Source organism: Kitasatospora sp. NBC_01302, assembly GCF_035976515.1.
Lineage (GTDB): Bacteria > Actinomycetota > Actinomycetes > Streptomycetales > Streptomycetaceae > Kitasatospora.
The window spans coordinates 1,338,411-1,357,528 of the sequence record NZ_CP108404.1; the positions used below are offsets into that span (position 1 = coordinate 1,338,411).

A 19,118-nucleotide genomic window follows, 5' to 3' on the forward strand; every position below is an offset into this window, starting at 1 on the left:
GCCGTACAGCGTGACGAACGAGCAGAAGCCGGGGAGGGCCGTCCTGAGCCGGCGTCAGCTGAGGTCACCCCACTATGCGTTCGATGTATACACCTTGTGTATAGTCGCCCGCATGTCACTCGGTCACACCATCCTGGGGCTCCTGGAGTCCCATCCGCGCCACGGCTACGACCTCAAGCGCGCCTACGACGAGCGCTTCGGCCAGACCCGCGCGCTGCCCTACGGCCAGGTCTACGCCACCCTCTCGCGCCTGCTGAAGAACGGCCTGGTCGAGGTCGACGGCACCGAGCAGGGCGAGGGCCCCGAACGCAAGCGCTACGTGATCACCGAGGCCGGGATCACCGACGTCAGCCGCTGGCTGGCCGAGCCCGAGAGCCCCGCCTCCTACCTGCAGAGCACCCTCTACACCAAGGTGGTGCTGGCCCTGCTGACCGGGCGCCCCGCCCAGGAGGTGCTGGAGACCCAGCGCACCGAGCACCTGCGCCACATGCGCGAGCTGACCCGCCGCAAGCTGGCCGGCGACCTCGCCGACCAGCTGCTCTGCGACCACGCGCTGTTCCACCTGGAGGCCGACCTGCGCTGGCTGGAGCTGACCGCGGCCCGACTCGACGACCTGGCCAGGAAGGTGCGCGCCTGATGTCCACCGCTCCCACCACCACCGCCCGCACCACCGGACCGGCAGCCGAGGGCGCGCTGCTGACCGCCGTCGACGTCCACAAGAGCTTCGGCCTCACCCAGGCGCTGGACGGCGCCTCGCTGACCATCTCCCCCGGCGAGCTGGTCGCCGTGCTGGGCACCTCCGGCTCCGGCAAGTCCACCCTGCTGCACTGCCTGGCCGGCCTGATCAGGCCCGAGTCCGGCACCGTCAGCTACCGCGGCCAGGACCTGGCCACCCTCTCCGACGGCGCCCGCAGCGCGCTGCGCCGGGCCGACTTCGGCTTCGTCTTCCAGTTCGGCCAGCTGGTGCCCGAACTCTCCTGCCTGGAGAACACCGCGCTCCCGCTGCGGCTGAACGGCATCCGCCGGCGCCCCGCCGAGGAGCGGGCCAGGCAGTGGCTGGAGCGGCTGGACGTGGCCGACCTGGCCGACAAGCGGCCGGGCGAGCTGTCCGGCGGCCAGGGCCAGCGGGCCGCGATCGCCCGCGCGCTGGTCACCGATCCGGCGGTGATCTTCGCCGACGAGCCGACCGGCGCGCTCGACTCGCTGCACGGCGAGCAGGTGATGGCGCTGCTCACCGCCGCCGCCCGGGAGTCCGGTGCGGCCGTGCTGCTGGTCACCCACGACATGCGGGTGGCCGCCTACGCCGACCGCGAGGTGGTGGTGCGCGACGGGCGCACCCGCGAGCCCGGAGACGGCCGATGACCGACCGTCCGCTCTCCCGCCTGGTCACCGACCTGGCGCTCGGCCTGCGGCTGGCGTTCGCCGGCGGCCGGGACAGCCGGCTGCGCACCGCGCTGACCGCGATCGGCGCCGGCCTCGGAGTGGCCACCCTGCTGCTGGCCGCCTCCTTCCCCACCGTGCGCGCGCACCGGGACGACAAGCTGCGCACCCAGAGCGGCGCGGTGGTCTCCGCCGTCATCGCACCGCGCTCCGACCACAGCCTGCTGATCCACGACGCCCCCGGCGTGTACCAGGGCCGGACCTTCTTCGGCCGGATCGTCCAGCCCGAGGGGCCGAACGCCCCGCTGCCGCCGGGCCTGAGCGCCTATCCGGCCCCCGGCACGCTCGCCGTCTCGCCGGCGCTGGCCGAGCTGCTGCACTCGTCCGGCGCGGCACTGCTGCGCGAGCGCTACCCCCAGCCGATCACCGGCACGATCGGCCCCGCCGGCCTGGCCGGGCCCGGCGACTACGCGTTCTACCTGGGCAGCGACAAGCTGACCGACACCGATCCGTCGACGCTGCGGATCGACCACTTCGAGGACAAGCTGCCGCCCAAGCCGACCGACCCGGTCCTGCTGCTGCTCACCGTGGCCGGCGTGGTGATCCTGCTCAGCCCGGTGGCCGTGTTCATCGCCGCCGCCGCCCGATTCGGCAGCGAGGCGCGCGACCGCCGGCTGGCCGCCCTGCGACTGGCGGGCGCCGACCGCTCCACCACCGCACGGATCTCGGCCGGCGAGTCGCTGGCCGGCGCGCTCGTGGGCCTGGGGCTCGGCACGGTCTTCTTCCTGATCGGCCGTCACCTGGTGGCGAAGGTGACCGTCGCCGGACTGAGCGTCTTCGCCGACGACCTCCAGCCGCAGCCGGTGCTGGCGGCCCTGGTGCTCGTCGTGGTCCCGCTGCTGGCCGTCACCGTCACCATGCTGACCATGCGCCGGATCGCCGCCGAGCCGCTCGGCGTGGTGCGCGGCGCCGGGACCCGGCGACGGGCGATCTGGTGGCGCGTGCTGCTGCCGCTGCTCGGCCTCGGCCTGCTCCTCACCCAGCGCGGCAGGCTCACCTCGCTCGACAACAGCCAGGCGCTGGCCATCCTGATCACCGGCCTGCTCCTGCTGCTGGTCGGTGCCACCCTGCTGCTGCCGCCACTGGTCGCGCTCGCCTCCCGCGCGCTGCGCCGGGTCAGCGGGCCGCCGGCCTGGCAACTGGCACTCGGCCGGCTGCGGTTCAGCCCGGAGAGCGCGTCCCGGCCGGTGACCGGCATCGTGGTGACGGTGGCCGGCGCGATCGCCCTGCAGACCCTGATCGGCTCGGTCGCCGCCGCGCGCACCCCCGCCACCGACGAACTGGCCACCAAGGACCACACCCTGCTGTCCGTCAGCTTCGAAGGAGCCGGCGACCGCGCCGGGCAGCTCGCCGACCAGCTGCGCCACAGCCCCGGGGTCGCCGACGCAACCGGCTACACCGACGTCTACGCCAGCGCGGGCGAGCAGCTCTTCACCATCCGGGTGGCCGACTGCGCGACCCTGAAGGCCATGGAACACATCACCGACTGCGCCGACGGGGACGTGTTCACCGCCCTGGGCATCACCTCCGCCTCGGCCGGCCGCAGCCCGCTCGCGGCCGGCGGACCGGTGCAGTTGGAGCCGATCGGCGAGCCGAAGAGCGCCTGGCAGCTGCCGGCCTCCCGCGCCACGGTCGAACAGCCCGCGCACGACGGCCGCCCGCACTACCTGGACACCATCCTGGCCACCCCGTCCGTGCTCCCGGCCGCCCTGCTGCGCACCCAGACCGCCAGCGCCGACGTGCACCCGGTGCCCGGCACGCCGGACGCCGAGGACCGGATCCGCACCGACGCGGCGCTGATCAGCGTGGAGAGCAGCGTCTACAACCCCACGAGCAGGCTGCCGGACGCCCAGTTCCTCAGCGTGCGCAACGCGCTGACGGCCGGGACGGTGGCGATCCTGACGCTGATCGGCGCCGGCATGCTGGTCGGTCTGCTGGAGCAACTGCGCGAGCGCAGGCGCACCCTGGCGGTGCTCACCGCCTTCGGTACCCGCACCCGCACGCTGGCCGGCGCGCTGCTCTGTCAGAGCATCGTCCCGGTCGTGCTCGGCCTGGCGCTCGCCGTGGTCTGCGGCCTCGCGCTGGGCAGCGCACTGCTCTTCCTGGCCAAGGTGCCGATCGGCTTCGTCTGGGGTGAGATCGCCCTGATGTCCGGCGCGGGCGCGGCGGCGGTGTTGCTGATCACGGCGCTGAGCCTGCCGGTGCTGTGGCGCCGGACCAAGCCGGCGGGACTGCGCTACGAGTAGCAGCGCACCGCGGAGCGCCGACACCCCACCGGGCACACCGGTGGGGTGTCGGCGCTCCCGGCGCCGGACTACCGTGGAGGAAGCCGGCACTGCCAGGACCGGCCGGCTGAGGGGACGGCTGCCGTGTTCGCACTGCTCACGCTCAACCTGCTGGTCGGCGGCGTGCTCGCCTACCTCGCCGGGGCCACCGGGCTGGCCGAGACCCGTCGGTTGCGGCAGGTGGGGGTGCCCGCCTCCGCGCTCGTCGCCCGGCGCGCGAGCGACGCGGACGGCCCCGGACGGCCGCTGCTCCAGTTCGCCACCCGGGAGGGGCTGGTTCTGGAGGTCCCCTCCCCCGTCGGACCCAGCCGGGCCCAGCCGCTGACCGCCGGGCGCGCGGTGCCGGTCCGCTACGACCCGGCCGATCCGCGCCAGATCCTGGTCCAGGGCCGGGAACGGCGGGCGATCGAGTACGTCTTCATGGCCGCCGGCGCCGCCATCGTGCTGACCGCGCTGACCCTGACCGCACTGGTGGCCTGAGCGGGGGTACGAACCCCAGCGGGCGCGGGAAGGGGAGGCGCGGGTGGGCCGGGCGGGCCCACCCGCGGCGCGACCACTCAGCTACGGGGAGGCAGCACTACCGCGGCGCGCGGACAGCCGCACCGGCCCGAACCCGCGCGCGGCTGCGGCGGTCGGTCGTGATGGCGGGTCGGGCTGTCCATGACGCTCATTCAAGTCAGCCGGTTCACCCGGGGCAAGCACGTTCACTCGCTCTGATGAATCCTTGACAGGCCGTGAGCGGGTCGTGCGCCGGTCGCCTCCACCCCCCGCGGCACGGGTCGCGGCCCGCCGATCCCGTCCCGTACCTCGGCACCGGGACCGGCGCCGGGTTTCCTCCGGGTTCCGGATCGGTTCCGGTCGAGTTACACGGCGGCCCGGAGCGCCGATGCCCTGAGCCGCCCTGGCCATGTCAAAATTGACCGGCCATCAGGTCCAGCCCTCGCCGCCTCGGCGACGGGCGCCAGATCCAGGAGGCCGCGTGCGAATCTTCGCCAAGCAGTCGTTCGAATCGCTCTACCAGCAGCCGCTCCCCGCCGGCTACTTCCGTCACCTGGCGCCGCTGCGCTACCGCTCCCCCGACTTCGCCCGCCGCCTGCTGCCCGGCACCATCGCGGAGCTGCGCCGGCGCACCGGGCGCCGGCAGCTGAAGATCCTCGACCTGGCCTGCGGCTACGGGATCAACAGCGCGCTGCTCAAATTCGGGGTCGACTTCGCGACCTTCGCCCGGCGCTACCCGCTGCACCCCGCCCGCACCGCGGCACCGACCGCGAGCGCCCCGCAGGCGGCGGGCCCGGTCCACGTCACCGACGAGGCCGTCAGCCGGGACGCCGCCTTCCTGCGGTCCAGGGCGCACGACACCGAGCTGACCGTGGTGGGCCTGGACGTCTCGCTCCCGGCCACCGAGTACGCGCTGGCCGCCGGTCTGATCGACGCCGCCGTCAACACCGACCTGGAGCGGTACGACCCCACGCCGGCCGACCAGGCCGTGCTCGCCGGAGCCGATCTGGTGCTGGCCACCGGCGCGTTCAGCCACCTGGGCATCGCCACCCTGGAACGCGTCCTCGCGCTGCAGAGCACCCCGCCGGTGGTGCTGGGCTGGCCGCTCTACGGCCAGCCCACCGAGGAGATCGCCCGCTGCCTGGCCGGCCACCGCCTCACCGTCACCCGGCCCGACCCGACCCCGCGGCACCAGCGGTACTTCGCCGACGCCCGCGAGCGCGAGGCCTACCACTACTCGCTGCGCCGGCTGCGGGTGCCGTTCGTCGGCTCGGCGGCCGAGACCAGCCTCTGCGTCACCTCGCTGCTCGCCCGCCCCGCGCTGGCCTGAGCCGGCGGCAGGATCGACGCTCCGTCAGGAGCTGTCAGGCCAGCCGGCTCAGCGCCGCCTCGGCCCGGCGCGCGGACGGTGCCGCGTGCCGTCCGCGCGCCCGGCGCCGGTGGCGGCGGGCCAGGCGGGAAGCGGTCTCGCGGGAGCGCGCGGGGTCGGTCAGGCAGAGCAACAGGGCGAGCAGCGGCGGAACGGTCAACAGGAGCACGGTCAGGGTCATGGCGGCCACCTCTTCCGATCGTGAGCGAACGGCCTGAGGGCAGTGTCGCCAGCTCGCCCCGCCGGTAACCGCCCGTCACACCGTCGCCGAGGCCGATCACCCGCCGGGCCCAGCCGCCCCTGCGGCGACCGGCCGCAGCGCCGTCCCGTCCGGGTGAGCACCCGTAACCCGCCCGCCCCCGCGGTACCGTCCGCCGCTCCCGGGCAGGCCCTAGGCTGGACCGCAGCCACCGGACGAGAGGATCCGTCATGCCGACCGCGTACTGGAACGGCCAGGTGATCGCCGAGAGCGAGGACACCGTGGTCGTCGAGCAGAACCACTACTTCCCCGTCTCGGCCGTACCGGCCCACTACCTGGTCCCCTCCGAGACCACCTCGTTCTGCCCGTGGAAGGGCACCGCGAGCTACTACACCCTGGTGGTGGACGGCGAGCGGAACGAGGACGCCGTCTGGTACTACCCCGACCCCAAGCCGGAGGCGGAGCAGATCCGCGGCCGGGTGGCGTTCTGGCGCGGCGTGGAGGTCCGTCCCTGACCCGCGGCGAGCCGGACCGCATCCGGCGCGGGCTCCGGGCACGGGCGGTGGCACACGGGGCCCTGCGGACCGCCGTGCCGCTGCCCGGCGACCGGCACGGCCCGCTGCCACCGCTGCTGCTCGTGCTCACCGTGGTCAGCGGAATGATCGACGCGGTCAGCTATCTGACGCTGGGCCATGTCTTCGTCTCCAACATGACCGGCAACGTGGTCTTCCTCGGTTTCGCGCTGGCCGGTGCCCCCGGCTTCTCGCTGGCCGCCTCGCTGACGGCGGTGACCGCCTTCGCCTGCGGCGCCTTCCTGGGCGGCCGGCTGCTGGCGGGGCTGCCGCACCGCGGGCAGGTGCTGCTGCGCGGGACGGCGGCCGAGACCCTGCTGCTGGCCGCCGCGGCGGTGCTCCTCGCGGCGGAGCCGGTGGTCACGCTCGGCCAGTCGAGCAGTTCCCGCTACCTCGCCATCGCGGTGGCGGCCGTCGGGATGGGCATCCAGAACGCGACCGTGGCCGTGCTCGCCGTCCCCGACCTGACCACCACCGTGCTGACCCGGACCATCACCGGCATCTTCGCCGCCCCCGAGGACGCGGGACGCTGGGGCGAGCCGACCGGGCGGCGGCTGATCTCCGTGCTCACCCTGATCCTGGGCGCCGTGGCCGGCGCACTGCTGGTGCTGCACGGCACCCAGCCCCTCTCGCTGGCGGTGCCGGCGGCACTGGCGGCGTCGGTCGTGGCGGCGGCGCTGCGCTCGGTCGGCTCGGGAGCCGGCTGGACCCGGCCCGCATGAAGTATTCCCGCCGGGCAGGTGGCCAATGTCACGCTCCGCCACCCCACACCTACGGTGGCGTAGGTCACTTGAGACAGTGAAGTATCTGATCCCATGGCTGACCATCTGGAGATCCTTGAGTTCAACTCCTACGTAGCCCTCGGCGACAGCTTCACCGAGGGCCTGAACGACCCGTCCCCCGACGGAACCTTCGCCGGCTGGGCCGACCGGCTGGCCTGGATGCTGGCGGCGGGGCGGCCCGAGGGCGAGTTCCGGTACGCGAACCTCGCGGTGCGCGGCCGGCTGCTCGACCAGATCGTCGCCGAGCAGGTGCCGCAGGTCCAGCGGATCCAGCCCGACCTGGTGACGTTCGTGGCCGGCGGCAACGACATCCTGCGCCCGGGCAGCGACCCGGACCTGGTCGCCGAGCGCTTCGAGGCGGCCGTCGTGCGGCTGCGCGAGTCCGCGGGCACGGTGCTGATCTCCACCGGCTTCGACACCCGGGGCATGACGGTGCTCAAGCACCTGCGCGGCAAGATCGCGACGTACAACGTGCACCTGCGGGCGATCGCGGACCGCAACGACTGCGCGGTGGCCGACCTCTGGTCGCTGCGCACGCTGCAGAGCCGGCAGGCCTGGAGCGAGGACCGGCTGCACCTGTCCCCCGAGGGCCACCAGCGGGTGGCACTGCTCGCGGCCCGGGCGCTGGGCCTGGAAACGGCGGAGGACCCGGCCGCGCCGTGGCCCGCCGAGGAGTCGCACACCGCTGCCGAACAGCGCCGGGAGAACCTCCAGTGGGCGCGGGACTACCTGCTGCCCTGGGTCGGCCGGCGGCTGCGCGGCGAGTCCTCGGGCGACCACGTCGAGGCCAAGCGGCCCGACCTGCTGCCGCTGTGAACGACCGCGGCCCGGCTCCCGCCAGCCGGCGGGAGCCGGGCCGCTGCATGCGTACGGCTGCTCGTCCTGCTCGTAGTTGACGGTGGGTCAGCCGATCTGCCACAGCGCGCCGTGGCTGCTGACGAGCTCCGCGGCGAGCACCGCCAGGTCGGCCGCGCCGAGGGCCAGGCCGAGCAGCGCGCGGCCACGCCGGTCGGTGCCGCGCACCAGCGCGAGCGAACCGAGGACCAGCGCGAGCGGCCCGAAGACGAGGTTGAAGAGCAGCAGGCCGATCAGACCGAGGACGAACGAGGCGACGGCCATCCCGTCGGCCTCCCGGGTCAGGGTCCGGGCTTCCATGGGATTTCCCCCTTCTGGGACGAGCAGGGCTTGTTGGCGGCGGATCAGGTGGATCAGATGGATCAGATGGGTCCGGGCGGGGTCGGGCCGGTCAGCGGTGACGCAGCCGGCCGACGCCCTCACGGACGCCGAAGGCCAGCAGCCAGAGGCCGATGACCGCACCGGCGAGCAGGAACTGCGGCATGGTGGTGTGCGCGGCGGCACCCAGCAGGACCCCCGCGGCGGCAAGCGCGAAAAAGAAGAACATGAGGCGACCCTTCGGCTGGCAGGGGCGTGCGACCGGGGCTCCGGCCGACCGGTCGGCGATTTGAGCTAACAAGTGTTCGCCGACATCTCCACTCTACGCTGGCGCAGGTCGGCAAACAGTTGTTTACTGAATGACGTGAGTCACACCCCCGGAACCAGAGCCGCCCAGAAGGAGCAGAGCCGCCGCGCCCTGCTCGACGCCGGACTGCGGCTGCTGGAGCACCAGAACCTCAGTGGCCTCGGCGTTCGGGAGGTGACCCGGGAGGCCGGGCTCTCCCCCGCCGGCTTCTACCGCCACTTCCGCGACCTGGACGAGCTCGGCGTGATCCTGGTCACCGAGTCGCTGCAGAGCCTGCACCTGATGATCCGGACGATCCTGGCCGGACAGGGGGACGCCGAGCAGCTGATCGACGGAACGATCGCGGTGGTCGCCCGGCACGTGCGCGAACACCGGGCCCACATCCGCTTCCTGGCCCGCGAGCGGCACGGCGGGGTGCAGCGGGTGCGCGAGGCCATCGCGGCGGAGCTGGCGGCCTTCACCGACGAGACCGCCGCCGCACTCGGCACCCAGCCGCAGAGCGCCGGCTGGAGCGCCGCCGATCTGCGGATGCTCGCCGGGCTCTACGTCGAGCACCTGGTGGCCACCGCCGCCGCGTTCCTGGAGGCTCCCGCCGACTCCCCCGCCGCCGAGCGCCGGATCGCCGCGCTCGCCCGCGACCAGCTGCGGCTGATCAGCCTGGGCCGTCGGCACTGGCCGGCCGGCCCGGTCGACTGACGCCCGGCGCCACCCCCTCCGGATGGGTGAGTCCGGCTGTCGGGCAGTGTCCTCGCACAGGTCAGCGCGTTGAACGCGACGTCGCACCAATGCCGGCGCCGCGGTGGTTTCGCGCCGCCGCCGGTCCTGTAGAGAGGACATGACCCATGCTCAAGAAGGCTCTGGCGAGCACCGGTATCGCCGTCGCGTCGCTGGCCGCGCTGGCCTCCCCGGCGATGGCCATCGGCAACGCCGACGGCTCGGCCGCCTCGATCTCGGGCGACGGGGGCACCAACAACGACGGCACCCACGGCAACCACAGCGCGGCGTACCACACCCTGGACAACACCGACCTCTGCCTGCCCGAGGTGCACCACGTGCAGGTCGGCATCCTGGTCCCGGTCCAGGTGGACGTGCCGATCGCCAACCAGCAGCAGCACCAGATCTGCAACGTGGGCCACACCACCCAGGGCAACGGCGACGGCGCGCTGCTCTCGCACGCGATCGGCTGAGCAGCACCCTCCCCGCCGGCCACGGTCACCGGCCAGGCAGCCCCCACCGCCCGACGGTGGGGGCTGCCGACGTCTCACCCCACTCCGATCGTTGCACGCTGTTCACCTGCCACGTCACAGTGGTCTATACCAATCGGCTACTGTGGACCCCGGAAGCTGTCGACACGGCTGTGGGGGCCATATGACTGTCCATCACCTTCCGGCGCCACCGAACGACCAGGAGCTGTACTGGTACTTCGGTCCGCAACGCCGGTGGGTCCTGCTCTGCACCTCTCTCGCCTTCGTTCTCACGGCGGCGACCATGCTCACCTTCGCCCTGCGCACACCCGCGCTCTGGGCCTTCCTCGCGGTGCTGGCGCTCAACGTGCTGGCGCTCGCGCTCTCCTCGCTCAACAGCCTGCGCCAGCGCCGGCTCACCCGGCAGTCGCACGAGGTGCTGGTGCGGGCCTGGCGACCGGCCGAGGCGCCGAGCGTCGACCTGTACCTGCCCACCTGCGGCGAGCCGCTGGAGGTGCTGGCGAACGCCTACCGGGCCGTCCACCAGGTTTCCTGGCCGGGCGAGTTGACCGTCTGGGTGCTCGACGACGCGGACCGCACTGACGTCGCCGAGCTGGCCGCCGGGTTCGGCTACCGGTACGTGGTCCGCCCGGACCGCGGCACGCTGAAGAAGGCAGGCAACCTGAACCACGCGCTGACCCTCGGTCAGGCCGAGTACATCGCCATCCTGGACGCCGACTTCGCCCCGCGCGCGGACTTCCTGCACCACCTGGTGCCGTACTTCGCCGATCCGGCGATCGGCATCGTGCAGAGCCCGCAGTGCTTCGACACCGACGCCTCGATGAGCTGGATCGAACGCGCCGCCGGCTCCGCCCAGGAGTGGTTCTTCCGCTGGATCCAGCCCTCCCGGGACGCCAGCGACGCGGCCATCTGCTGCGGCAGCAACGCCGTCTACCGGCGCACCGCGATCGAGGCGGCCGGCGGCTTCGCCAAGCTCGACCACAGCGAGGACATGTACACCGGACTCGCGCTCTACGAACGGGGTTTCCGCACCCTCTACGTGCCGGTGCTGCTCGCCAAGGGCACCTCGCCGGACAGCCTGTCCTCCTTCGTCAACCAGCAGTACCGCTGGGCGATGGGCAACCTGCACCTGCTCACCAGCCGCGACCTGAAGCGGATGCGCGCGCCCTGGCGGATGCGCCTGTGCTTCTACGAGGGCGTCGTGGGCTACCTGACGATGACGCTGAACCTCTTCGCCGCCCCGCTGCCGCCGCTGGTGATGATGTACTGCTACCCCGGGCAGATCCGGCCCTGGCACGTGCTGCCGCTGCTCGCCCCGCTCTGGCTCTGGCACGTGCTGCTGCCCCGGGTCAGCCGCACCCGCTGGCGGGTGGAGGTGATCCGGGCCAATGTGCTGATGAGCGTGGCCGCCGGCGCCGCCGTCCTGCACACGCTGCGCGGGCGCAGCGCCGCCTGGGTGCCCACCGGCGCCGGCGCGACCAGGCCCGGCGGACTGGCCCGACGGGTGGTGCTGGTCGCGCTCGGCTGGACGGCCTGCTCGATCCTGGCCGCCGCCGTCGGCCTCGCGCTGGACGTGGCCGGGCAGGGCTGGGGGCCCACCTGGGGCCTGGCCCTCTACCTCGTGGTGCAGTGCCAGATCGGCCTGCCGCTGATCCGCGACCTGGTGGCCCAACTGCGCACCACCCGGGCTCCGTCGGCCCGGCGCCGGCTGCCGCTGCTCGCCCGGATCGGCCGCCCGGGCCGCGCGGGCCGCACCGAGGGCGCCACCGGCACCGCCGTGCTGCCCCGGCGCTGGCCGGAGGGCCTGGCCGTGACCGCCGCCCTCACCCTGACCGCACTGCTCGCCTCCGGCTGGGTCAGCCCCATGCTGACCTGGCTCGGCTGAAGGAACGTGCCACTGTGACTGCGAGTATTCTCTCCACCCGCGAACCGCGCTCCGGACCGGGGACGAGCGAGGCCGTCCGGACCGGGACCCCGGGCTTCCGACCCGATATCGAGGGGCTGCGCGCCGTGGCGCTGCTGGCCGTCCTCGCCTTCCACGCAGGTGTGCCGCACCTGGCCGGCGGCTTCGTCGGCGTGGACGTCTTCTTCGTGATCTCCGGCTATCTGATCACCGGCCTGCTGCTTCGCGAGGCGGTGGCCACCGGGCGGATCCGGCTGGCCGAGTTCTTCTCCCGCCGGGCCCGGCGGCTGCTGCCCTCGGCGGCCCTGGTGCTGACGGTGGTGGCGCTGGCGGGTGTCTGGCTCACCGCGCCGCTGCGTCGCACCGACCTGGAGTACGACGTGCTGGCCTCGGCGCTCTCGGTGGCCAACTGGCGCTTCGTCGCCCAGCAGACCGACTACCTGGCCGCCGGCCGCGATCCCAGCCCGCTGCTGCACTTCTGGTCGCTCGCGGTGGAGGAGCAGTTCTACCTGCTCTGGGCGCCACTGCTGACCCTGCTCGTGCTTCTGACGCATCGTCAGCTGCGCCGCGGACTGGCGATCCGGAGCACCGTGGTCACCGCCACCGCGCTGGCCACCGCCGTCTCGTTCGTGCTGGCGCTGGGCTGGACGCACCGCGAGGTGTCACTGGCCTACCTCGGCACGCCCTCCCGGGTCTGGCAGTTCGGCATCGGCGCGCTGCTCGCGCTGCTGCCCTGGCACCGGCTGCCCGGACCGCGCCCGCTGCGCGCGCTGGTGGGCTGGGCCGGCGCGGCGCTGATCGCCTGGTCGGCGGTTACGTACACGGCCGCCACGCCCTATCCCGGCTGGGCCGCGCTGGCGCCCACCCTCGGCACCGCGGCAGTGATCCTGGCCGGCATACCGGGCCGCGGCGAGGCCCCGCACACCCGGCCCATCGGGCCCGGCCGACTGCTGGCGACGGCCGGCCCACGCGCCGTCGGACGCCTGTCCTACAACCTCTACCTGTGGCACTGGCCGGTGCTGGTGCTGGCGGAGGCCAGGTTCGGCACCCTGGGCTGGCCGGTCAAGGTGGCCCTCACGGCGGGGGCCGCGCTGCCCGCGCTGGCCGCCATGCGCTGGGTCGAGCGGCCACTGCGCCGCAATCCGGTGGTCAACGAACTCCCGCGCCGAGGGCTCTCGTTGGGCCTGAGCGCGATCATCATCCCGGTGCTGCTCGCGCTGGTGGTGGGCACCGGCACGCTGCGGGTGCTCGGTCCGGGCACCCCGGTGGACCTGGCGGGCCTGCCTCCGGGCGCGGCCACCGGGAGTTCGCTGCTGCTGCCGGCCGATGCGCACGCCGCGACGACCATCGTGCCGAGCGCCGCCCAGGCCCGCAAGGACTTCCCGCCGGACGGCGCCTGCGAGGTCGCCCCGGCGGCCACCAGCAGCCCGCCCTGCCTGTTCGGCGACACCGCGAGCAGCGACCGGATCGTGCTGCTCGGCGACTCGCACGCGGGCCAGTGGTTCTCCTCCGTGCTCGCGATCGCGGCCGAACGGCACTGGGCGCTGGAGGAGTTGGTCAAGCAGGGCTGCCCGCTGCCGCAACTCACGGTGACCAACCCGCAGCTGGGGCGCACCTACCGGGAGTGCGACAGCTGGCGGGCGGACAGCCTGGCGCGGCTGCAGCGCGAGCCCAAGCCGAAGCTGATCGTGGTCGGCTCGCTCAACCGCTACACCGAGGACGGTCGACTGCTCGCCCAGGCCTGGGAACAGACCCTCACCCCGCTGCGCGCGCTGGGCGTGCCGATCGTCTACCTGACGGACACCCCGATCCCCGGCCAGGACATCCCGGCCTGCGTCTCGGGCCACACCGCCGATCCCGGCGCCTGCGACTTCCCCCGGTCCAAGGCCACCTGGCCGGACCCGCTGGCCGACGCGATCGCCGCCGGACACGAGCCCGGGATCCAGGCGGTCTCGGTCAACCAGGTGCTCTGCCCGGGCTCGGGGCCCAGTTGCCCAGCGGTGCTGCAGCGGATCCTGCTCTACCGCGACGACGCGCACCTGACCAACGTCGCGGCAGTAGTGCTCACCCCGCGCCTGGAGCGGCTGCTGGTGGACGCCGGCCTGGTGCCGGCCCAGGGCGCGCCGTCCACCGGGTCCACCGGAGCGGCCCCGCAGGCCGGCTGGACCCAGCTGCTGCGCGACGACTTCCAGGGGCCGGCCGGTGCCAGGCCCTCGGACCAGCTCTGGCAGTACGACACCGGGACCTGCTACCCGGGCTGCCCGGCCGCCCAGTGGGGCACCGGCGAACAGGAGACGATGACCGACTCCACCGCCAACGTCCGCCTCGACGGCCAAGGCGTCCTGGAGATCACCCCCACCCGGCAGAACGGGCAGTGGAGTTCGGGACGCCTGACCTCCAAGCGCGCCGACTTCACGCCGCCGCCCGGCGGGGTGCTGCGGATCGAGGCCTCGATCCAGCTGCCCCAGGTCAGCGGCCCGGCCGCGGCCGGCTACTGGCCCGCCTTCTGGACCCTGGGCGCGGGCCTGCGCGACGGCTTCACCGGCTGGCCCGGAATCGGCGAGCTGGACGTGATGGAGTCGGTCAACGGCGCCGGCTCGGTCTTCGGCACCATGCACTGCGGCACCGCCCAGGGCGGGCCCTGCCAGGAGCCGCAGGGCCTGGGCTCGGGTGAACAGCCCTGCCCCGCCTGCCAGGGCGGCTTCCACACCTACGCGGTCGAGGTGGACTTCTCCACCAGCCCCGAGCAGGTGCGCTGGTACCTGGACGGCAAGGAGTACCACCGGGTCACGGCGGCCCAGATGGACCCGGCGACCTGGGACAAGGCCGTGCACCACGGGCTGTTCCTGATCCTGGACGTCGCGGTCGGCGGCGGCCTGCCCGCCGCGTTCGGCGGCTCGGTGTCACCGGCCACCGAGCCGGGGCACCCGATGCGGGTGAAGTACGTCTCGGTTGCCACCCGGCCCTGACGGTGCGCCGGACGGCACGGCACGGCCCGCTGACACCTGGTCAGCGGGCCGTGTCGGCTCGGCATCAGAAGTTGATCATGTGCCCGGACAGGCCGTGGATGGCCTCCTTGACCGCCTCGCCCAGCGTCGGGTGGGCGTGCACGTTGCGGGCCACCTCGTGCACCGTCAGGTCCCACTGCTGCGCCAGCGTCAGCTCGGGCAGCAGCTCGGTGACCTCGGGGCCGATCAGGTGGGCGCCCAGCAGCTCGCCGTACTTGGCGTCGCTGATCACCTTGACGAAGCCGATCGGGTGGCCCAGGCCGTGCGCCTTGCCGTTCGCGGTGAACGGGAACTTGGCGACCTTGACGTCGTGGCCCAGGTCACGGGCCTGCGCCTCGGTGTAGCCGAAGCTGGCCACCTGCGGCTGGCAGTAGGTGGCGCGCGGGATCATCGCGAAGTCCACCTCCATGGTCTCCGCGCCGCCGATCGTCTCGGCCGCGATGACGGCCATCGCCTCGGCCGCGTGCGCCAGCATCAGCTTGGCCGTCACGTCGCCGATGGCGAAGACGTGCGGCACGTTGGTGCGGCCGCGCCCGTCCACCGCGATCGCGCCGCGCTCGGTCAGCGCCACGCCGGTGGCCTCCAGGCCGTAGCCCTGGACCCGGGGCGCGAAGCCGATCGCCTGGAGCACCTTGTCGGCCTCCAGCACCTCCTGCTGCCCGTTGCGGGTGACGGTCACCTTGACCTTGGCGTTCGGGTCGCTGTCGTCGATCGAGTCCACCCGGGTCGAGGTGAGGACCTGGATGCCGAGCTTCTTGTACTGCTTGGCCAGCTCGGCGGAGACGTCCGCGTCCTCCAGCGGGACCATCCGGTCCAGGAACTCCACGATCGTGACCTGCACGCCGTAGCTGTTCAGCACGTAGGCGAACTCGACGCCGATCGCGCCGGCGCCGGCGATGATGATGCTCTCGGGCAGCGTGTCGGTGAGGATCTGCTCCTCGTAGGTCACCACCCGGTCGCTGAGCGAGGTGCCCGGCAGCAGGCGGGTGGTCGCACCGGTGGCGATGATCACGTGGTCGAAGGTGACGGTGGCGAAGCCGCCCGCGCTCAGGGCCACCTGCAGGGTGTGGTCGTCGATGAAGGTGCCGCGACCGTCGTACTCGTCGATCGCGTTCTTCTTCATCAGGTAGTGGATGCCGGCCACCCGGCCGTCGGCCACCTTGCGGCTGCGCAGGTAGGCCTCGCGGTAGTCGAAGGTGACCTGGCCCTCGACCTTGATGCCGTAGGTCTTCGCCTCGCGGGTGAAGAGGGTGGCCAGCTCGGCGTTGCGCAGCAGTGCCTTGGAGGGGATGCAGCCGACGTTGAGGCAGACCCCGCCCCAGTACTTCTCCTCGATCACGGCCGCCTTCAGGCCGAGCTGGGCGGAACGGACGGCAGCGGTGTACCCGCCCGGGCCCGCTCCCAGGACGACGACGTCGTAATGCGTGGTGCTCATGATCCTCTTCCGGCATGGTCGGACAAGATGCTGACGCACCCGACTGTATTCCCACCCCTCGGCACCGGCCACGCCCGCCTGCCGCGCGAGCGCACGGCCGGTCTCCAGGGGGCCCGGAGCCGGCCCTAAGCGTCGAGGTGGGCGAGGAAGTCCAGCAGCTCGCGGTTCACCTCGGCGGGCCGCTCCTGCTGGGTCCAGTGGCCGCAGCCCGGGAGCGTGACGCTGCGGAACAGCCGGGGCAGGATGCTCGGCAGCGACCCGATCAGCTTGTCCACCCCGCGCAGCACGCCGACCATGTCGCGGTCGCCGATGACGTAGAGCGCGGGGACGGTGATGCCCAGGCCCCGGAAGGCCGCCATCAGCTCCTGGTTGCGGTCGATGTTGCGGTACCAGTTCAGCGGCCCGGTAAAGGCGTGCTCGCCGTGCCCGGCGTAGTCGGCGGCGAAGGCCTCGATGTCCTCCTCGGTGAGCCAGCCGGGCAGCTCCTTCGGCTCGGGCAGGGTGTCGAGCAGGGTGCTGCCCTCGGGGATGATCCACGGGCTGGGCTGCGCGGGGTTGTCGCCCGAGACGCCGAACAGCGTGGCGCGGAAGGTGGCCCGCAGGTCCCGCGCCAACTCGGCATCGGCGACACCCGGCTGCTGGAAGTAGTTCTGGTAGAAGCCGTCGCCGTAGACGTGCCGGGCAGCGGCCAGCGAGCCGATCCCGGCCGGCAGCCGCGGCGGCACGCTCAGGCCGGCGACCGCGCGCACCAGATCGGGCCGCAGCATCGCGCTGGCCCAGGCCACCGGCGCGCCCCAGTCGTGGCCGACCACCACGGCCTGCTCGGCCCCGAGCGCCTCGATCAGCCCGACCACGTCACCGACCAGGTGCGGCAGGGTGTAGGAGTCCACGTCCAGCGGCCGGTCACTGCGGGCGTAGCCGCGCTGGTCGGGCGCCACCACCCGGTAGCCCGCCGCGGCCAGCGGCGCGAACTGGTGGCGCCAGGAGTACCAGCTCTCCGGGAAGCCGTGCAGCAGCAGGACCAGCGGCCCCTCGCCCTGCTCGGCGACGTGCAGGCGGATGCCGTTGACCTCGACCTGGCTGTGCTTGACCGCATGGACCACGATGACTCCTCGGTAGGCGGGTGCGGCCTCAGCCTAGCCAGCCAACTGGGGCCTGTCCGGCGGATCTTGTCGGATCATCGGACAGGGACTCACGGCCAGAGCATCCCCCGGGTCCACTCCCCCGCGCCGGCCGGCCTGCGGTACGCCAGCCGCACATGGCGCCGGTCGCCCGCGCCCTGCCAGAACTCGACCTCCTCGGCCCGCACCGCGTACTGCGTGTAGCCCGCCGCGACGATCCCCTGATCCGCCGCCAGCTCGTGCTCCGCCGCCGCCCAGGCCGACCGGAACTGCGCCACCTCCGCCAGCGGTTCGCTCTGGCGCCCCACCAGCGAGGCCGCCCGCGACTTAAGGCTCAGCAGCCGGAACGTCCCCGCCGCCGCCCCCGCGTCCCCGGTCCGCACCGCGCCGCGCACCCGGACCTGGCGCCCGAGGGCCGGCCAGTACCAGGTCAGCGCCGCCCGCGGGTCGGCGGCCAGCTGGCGGCCCTTGGGGCTGTCGGTCTCGCCCCAGAACCACCACTCGCCCGCCGCCGGGTCCACGTCGCGCAGGGTCACGATCCGCGCGTCCGGGGTGCCGTCGAGCCCGGTCGTGCCGAGCGTGAGCACCTGCGCGTCCGGGACGCCGTCGCGCATCGCCGCCAGCAGCCAGCGGACGAACAGCTCCACCGGCTCCGCCGGCGCCTGCGCCGGCTCGAAGCCCGGCAGCTCGCGCGCCATCGGCGGCCGGTGGATCAGCAGCTCGCGCAGGGCCGTCAGGCGCTGTCCGGGTGTCTGTGCGTGCTCTTCCGTGGTCATGCCGCCACCTCTGCCAGGCCCTCGCCCGTGCCCTGCTCCGCCCAGGCCGCCAGCCGCCGGCGCGAGCGGAGCAGCACCGGCCGTCCGGTCAGCGGATCGGTGAACGCCAGCGTGGCCGCGAGCAGTTGCAGCGGCCTGCGAAAGTCGTCCGGCGCCGCCTCGGGCAGCACCTCGGGGTAGACCGGATCGCCGAGGATCGGCAGGCCGAGCCCGCTCATGTGCAGCCGCAGCTGGTGGGTCCGGCCGGTCAGCGGGGTCAGCCGGTAGCGGGCCAGGCCGCCGCGGTGCTCGATCAGCTCGATCCGGCTCTCGGCGTTCACCGGTCCGTCCTCCTCGCGGGCCGCGATCACCCCGCGCTCCTTGACGATCCGGCTGCGCACCGTGCGGGGCAGCGCCACCCGCGGGTCGTGGCGGGCGACGGCCTCGTACTCCTTGGTCACCAGGCGGTCCCGGAAGAGCGTCTGGTAGGCGCCGCGGGCCCGCGGATCGGCGACGAACATGACGAGGCCGGCCGTCAGCCGGTCCAGCCGGTGCGCGGGGCTGAGCTCGGGCAGGTCGAGCTCGTGGCGCAGCCGGGAGAGCGCCGTCTGCACCACGTGGCTGCCGCGCGGCGTGGTGGCCAGGAAGTGCGGCTTGTCGACCACCACCAGGTGCTCGTCGCGATGGATCACCTCCAGCTCGAAGGGCACCGGCACCTCGGGCGGCAGGTCACGGTGGAACCAGACGCTGGTGCCGGGGAGGTAGCGGCTGTCGGGGCCGACCGGTCCGTCCGCCCCGACGATCTCACCGGCCCGCAGCATCTGCGCCAGCCGGTCCGCCACCTCGTCCGGCAACCGGTGCGCCAGGTACTCGGCCACCGTCGCCCAGCGGCCCTCGGCCGGCAGCCGCACCCGGACCGGGTCCACGCCGTTCCGCTGCGGCAGGGGGGCGGGCACCGGCTTCGTCCTGCGTCTCATTCCGGCAAGCCTACGGCCCGCCGCGACCCCCGGGTGTTCCGCGCCGCCCGCCGGCCCGCGAAGATGGGTACCCCCGTCACGACCAGCCC

At 73.5% G+C, this 19,118-nt stretch carries 19 protein-coding genes; 12 read left to right on the forward strand and 7 right to left on the reverse strand.

The window, feature by feature from the left end:
* The first annotated feature begins 112 nt into the window (after window positions 1–112).
* From OG294_RS06005 to OG294_RS06025, 5 genes are all read left to right on the forward strand, one after another.
* Entirely contained in the window at window positions 113–637 is a 525-nt protein-coding gene (locus tag OG294_RS06005; RefSeq protein ID WP_327065358.1) for a PadR family transcriptional regulator, read from the forward strand.
* Window positions 637–1,362, forward strand: a complete 726-nt coding sequence (locus OG294_RS06010; RefSeq protein WP_327065359.1) for an ABC transporter ATP-binding protein — start codon at window positions 637–639, stop codon at window positions 1,360–1,362. The genes OG294_RS06005 and OG294_RS06010 overlap by 1 nt, the downstream gene beginning before the upstream one ends.
* The gene (locus OG294_RS06015; RefSeq protein ID WP_327065360.1) at window positions 1,359–3,686 is read left to right on the forward strand and encodes an ABC transporter permease; all 2,328 of its coding nucleotides are present in this window, start codon (window positions 1,359–1,361) and stop codon (window positions 3,684–3,686) included. Before OG294_RS06010 ends, OG294_RS06015 begins: the two co-directional genes overlap by 4 nt.
* Window positions 3,687–3,809: 123 nt before the next feature.
* Window positions 3,810–4,205 carry a DUF3592 domain-containing protein gene (locus tag OG294_RS06020; protein ID WP_327065361.1) on the forward strand — a complete coding sequence of 132 codons (396 nt, stop codon included), beginning with the start codon at window positions 3,810–3,812 and terminating at the stop codon, window positions 4,203–4,205.
* Window positions 4,206–4,704: 499 nt separating this feature from the next.
* Window positions 4,705–5,553 carry a hypothetical protein gene (locus OG294_RS06025; protein WP_327065362.1) on the forward strand — a complete coding sequence of 283 codons (849 nt, stop codon included), beginning with the start codon at window positions 4,705–4,707 and terminating at the stop codon, window positions 5,551–5,553.
* Window positions 5,554–5,587: 34 nt separating this feature from the next.
* Here the strand turns inward: OG294_RS06025 and OG294_RS06030 are convergent, their stop codons facing one another.
* On the reverse strand, window positions 5,588–5,773 hold the full coding sequence (locus OG294_RS06030; RefSeq protein WP_327065363.1) for a hypothetical protein: 186 nt from the start codon (window positions 5,771–5,773) through the stop codon (window positions 5,588–5,590).
* A gap of 248 nt (window positions 5,774–6,021) precedes the next feature.
* On the opposite strand from OG294_RS06030, the gene OG294_RS06035 reads away from it, so the two are divergent.
* The 3 genes from OG294_RS06035 (at window position 6,022) to OG294_RS06045 (ending at window position 7,961) form a co-directional block, all read left to right on the forward strand.
* Window positions 6,022–6,306: a DUF427 domain-containing protein gene (locus OG294_RS06035; protein ID WP_327065364.1), complete on the forward strand. Its 285-nt coding sequence runs from the start codon at window positions 6,022–6,024 to the stop codon at window positions 6,304–6,306.
* 47 nt (window positions 6,307–6,353) lie between these two features.
* Window positions 6,354–7,085, forward strand: coding sequence for a YoaK family protein (locus tag OG294_RS06040; protein ID WP_327065365.1), 732 nt, complete (start codon window positions 6,354–6,356; stop codon window positions 7,083–7,085).
* Window positions 7,086–7,178: 93 nt separating this feature from the next.
* Window positions 7,179–7,961, forward strand: coding sequence for an SGNH/GDSL hydrolase family protein (locus tag OG294_RS06045; RefSeq protein WP_327065366.1), 783 nt, complete (start codon window positions 7,179–7,181; stop codon window positions 7,959–7,961).
* A gap of 87 nt (window positions 7,962–8,048) precedes the next feature.
* Here OG294_RS06045 and OG294_RS06050 read toward each other — a convergent pair whose 3' ends face one another.
* Both OG294_RS06050 and OG294_RS06055 read right to left on the reverse strand, forming a co-directional pair.
* Window positions 8,049–8,300: a DUF4190 domain-containing protein gene (locus OG294_RS06050; protein ID WP_327065367.1), complete on the reverse strand. Its 252-nt coding sequence runs from the start codon at window positions 8,298–8,300 to the stop codon at window positions 8,049–8,051.
* A gap of 91 nt (window positions 8,301–8,391) precedes the next feature.
* Window positions 8,392–8,547, reverse strand: a complete 156-nt coding sequence (locus OG294_RS06055) for a hypothetical protein (RefSeq protein ID WP_327065368.1) — start codon at window positions 8,545–8,547, stop codon at window positions 8,392–8,394.
* Window positions 8,548–8,682: 135 nt separating this feature from the next.
* On the opposite strand from OG294_RS06055, the gene OG294_RS06060 reads away from it, so the two are divergent.
* The 4 genes from OG294_RS06060 (at window position 8,683) to OG294_RS06075 (ending at window position 14,702) form a co-directional block, all read left to right on the forward strand.
* Entirely contained in the window at window positions 8,683–9,321 is a 639-nt protein-coding gene (locus tag OG294_RS06060; RefSeq protein WP_327065369.1) for a TetR family transcriptional regulator, read from the forward strand.
* A 146-nt stretch (window positions 9,322–9,467) separates the two neighbouring features.
* Window positions 9,468–9,812 carry a rodlet layer protein gene (locus OG294_RS06065; RefSeq protein ID WP_327065370.1) on the forward strand — a complete coding sequence of 115 codons (345 nt, stop codon included), beginning with the start codon at window positions 9,468–9,470 and terminating at the stop codon, window positions 9,810–9,812.
* Window positions 9,813–9,993: 181 nt separating this feature from the next.
* On the forward strand, window positions 9,994–11,715 hold the full coding sequence (locus tag OG294_RS06070) for a glycosyltransferase family 2 protein (RefSeq protein ID WP_327065371.1): 1,722 nt from the start codon (window positions 9,994–9,996) through the stop codon (window positions 11,713–11,715).
* Window positions 11,716–11,729: 14 nt separating this feature from the next.
* Window positions 11,730–14,702 (forward strand): SGNH hydrolase domain-containing protein, encoded by a 2,973-nt coding sequence (locus OG294_RS06075; RefSeq protein ID WP_327065372.1) that lies wholly within the window; start codon window positions 11,730–11,732, stop codon window positions 14,700–14,702.
* Window positions 14,703–14,766: 64 nt separating this feature from the next.
* On the opposite strand, the gene lpdA is transcribed toward OG294_RS06075, so the two are convergent.
* The 4 genes from lpdA to OG294_RS06095 all read right to left on the reverse strand — a co-directional run bounded on the left by lpdA (window position 14,767) and on the right by OG294_RS06095 (window position 19,029).
* On the reverse strand, window positions 14,767–16,176 hold the full coding sequence (gene lpdA, locus OG294_RS06080; protein WP_327065373.1) for a dihydrolipoyl dehydrogenase: 1,410 nt from the start codon (window positions 16,174–16,176) through the stop codon (window positions 14,767–14,769).
* A gap of 125 nt (window positions 16,177–16,301) precedes the next feature.
* Entirely contained in the window at window positions 16,302–17,279 is a 978-nt protein-coding gene (locus tag OG294_RS06085; RefSeq protein WP_327065374.1) for an alpha/beta fold hydrolase, read from the reverse strand.
* 89 nt (window positions 17,280–17,368) lie between these two features.
* Window positions 17,369–18,073, reverse strand: coding sequence for a pyridoxine/pyridoxamine 5'-phosphate oxidase (locus tag OG294_RS06090; protein ID WP_327065375.1), 705 nt, complete (start codon window positions 18,071–18,073; stop codon window positions 17,369–17,371).
* A complete protein-coding gene (locus OG294_RS06095) occupies window positions 18,070–19,029 on the reverse strand; it encodes a pseudouridine synthase (protein ID WP_327065376.1) in 960 nt (319 codons plus the stop codon). Before OG294_RS06095 ends, OG294_RS06090 begins: the two co-directional genes overlap by 4 nt.
* Between the last annotated feature and the right edge of the window lie 89 nt (window positions 19,030–19,118).